This window comes from Castellaniella sp. S9 (assembly GCF_027257175.1).
Lineage (GTDB): Bacteria > Pseudomonadota > Gammaproteobacteria > Burkholderiales > Burkholderiaceae_B > Castellaniella.
The window spans coordinates 1-2,129 of sequence record NZ_JAPFGD010000020.1 but is presented as its reverse complement, the minus strand read 5'-3'; the positions used below and the strand labels follow the sequence as shown (position 1 = coordinate 2,129).

The following is a 2,129-nucleotide window of genomic DNA, read 5'->3' as shown; positions in this document are numbered from 1 at the left end:
CGGCAGGCAACAGCACGACGCAGGCCACCACGCACAACTATGGCGTCGACACCGCTGCGCCTGAATTGACGGTGTCCGTTGATTCGGTCACGTCCGACAATGTCATCAACGCTGCTGAATCTGGTGCTGAGACGATAGCGGTGACCGGCACTGTTGCTGCTGAGCCTGGCGCTGAGACGACGATCACGATTACCGTCAATGGCCAGCAGTACACGGCGACCGTAGATGCTGCGGCGGGTACTTGGACGGTCGCCGTTGCGACCAGTGATCTGCTGGCAGATAGCTCCGTGGGAGTCAGTGCGACGTCCACGGACGCCGCAGGCAACAGCACGACCACATCCACCATTCACACCTACTCGATTGACACCACTGCACCTGAGCTGGCAGTTTCGGTTGATTCGATCACGTCGGACAACGTGCTCAACGCCGCGGAGTCTGGCGCTGCAGTGAATGTCACTGGTGCGGTAGATGGTGAATTCAACGAGGGCGATACCGTCACGTTGACGGTAAACGACACCGAGTACACCGGAGCTGTTGCTGCGGATGGCTCGTGGACGATAGCGGTCGCTGGCTCCGATCTGGCGGCTTCCGGTTCACTGGCAGTATCAGTGACGACCATCGATGCCGCTGGCAATGCCACGACAACGACCACGACCCATGACTACTCGGTTGACACCACCGCGCCTGAGCTGACGGTGGCTGTTGACCCGATCACATCCGATAACGTGATCAATGCCGCTGAATCCGGCGCGTCGGTGGATGTCACCGGTGCGGTGGCCGGCGAATTTAACGAAGGCGATGCTGTCACTCTGACGGTGAACGACATCGAGTACACCGGAGCTGTTGCTGCTGATGGCACGTGGGCGATAGCGGTTGCAGGCACCGATCTAGCTGCTGCCACCGCGGTGGATGTGTCGGTGACGACGACCGACTCGGCCGGTAATAGCACGACGACCACCGCCACTCATGGCTATGGTGTAGACACGACCGCGCCCGAATTGGTGGTGTCTGTTGACTCTGTCACTGCTGACAACGTCATCAACATCGCCGAGTCTGGTGCAGAGACGATTGCGGTGACTGGAGCGGTTACCGCCGAGGCCGGCGCTGAGACAACGATTACTGTCACGGTCAATGGTCAGCAGTACGCAGCTACTGTGGATGCTGCGGCAGGCACTTGGACGGTTGATGTTGCGACCAGCGACCTGCTGGCAGATAGCTCGGTGGGAGTCAGTGCAACATCTACGGACGCGGCTGGTAATGCCACGACGACGACCACCACACACGGCTACGCCATTGATACGATCGCACCAGAGCTCACGGTGTCGATTGATCCGATCACGTCCGACAATGTGGTCAATGCTGCTGAGTCTGGCACGTCAGTGGATGTCACTGGTACGGTGGATGGCGAGTTCAACGGAGGCGATGTCGTCACCCTGACGTTGAATGGTACTGATTACATCGGCGCTGTTGCTGCGGATGGTACGTGGGTGATCGCAGTTGCGGGCTCCGATCTGGCTGCTGCCACCGCTGTGGAAGTGTCAGTCACAACGGCGGATGCTGCGGGCAACGGCACGACAGTGTCGAGTACTCACGCCTATTCGGTTGACGTCGCGGCGCCCGAGTTGACGGTATCTGTGGATTCGATCACATCCGATAACGTGGTCAATGCTGCAGAGTCCGGCGGATCGGTGGACGTCATAGGTGCGGTGGCTGGTGAATTCAACGAAGGTGATGCCGTCACTCTGACAGTTAACGGTGTTAATTACACCGGTGCGGTTGCTGCGGACGGTTCGTGGGCCATTGCGGTTGCAGGCTCTGACCTGGCTGCGGCCGATTCTGTGGATGTATCGGTTACGACGACCGACGCGGCCGGTAATAGCACGACGACAAACGCAACTCACGGCTATTCGGTTGATACTGAGGCGCCGAATCTGACCGTGTCGGTTGATCCGATCACGTCCGACAATGTGGTCAATGCCGCTGAGTCTGGCGCGTCAGTGGACCCCCCGTGTCAGCATAGTTGTCGCATCGAATTTGGGTTCTCCACATGAATTTGACGACATACAGCCAGGCCTTCAAGGAAGAGGCAGTTCGCAAGACGTTGCAACGCAGTAGCGGGCGAACGATCT

At 58.9% G+C, this 2,129-nt stretch carries 1 protein-coding gene; it reads left to right on the top strand.

The window, feature by feature from the left end; translation table 11 throughout:
* On the top strand, positions 1-2,051 hold a 2,051-nt coding region (locus OOZ48_RS18360; RefSeq protein ID WP_269500262.1), incomplete at its 5' end, for an Ig-like domain-containing protein.
* Between the last annotated feature and the right edge of the window lie 78 nt (positions 2,052-2,129).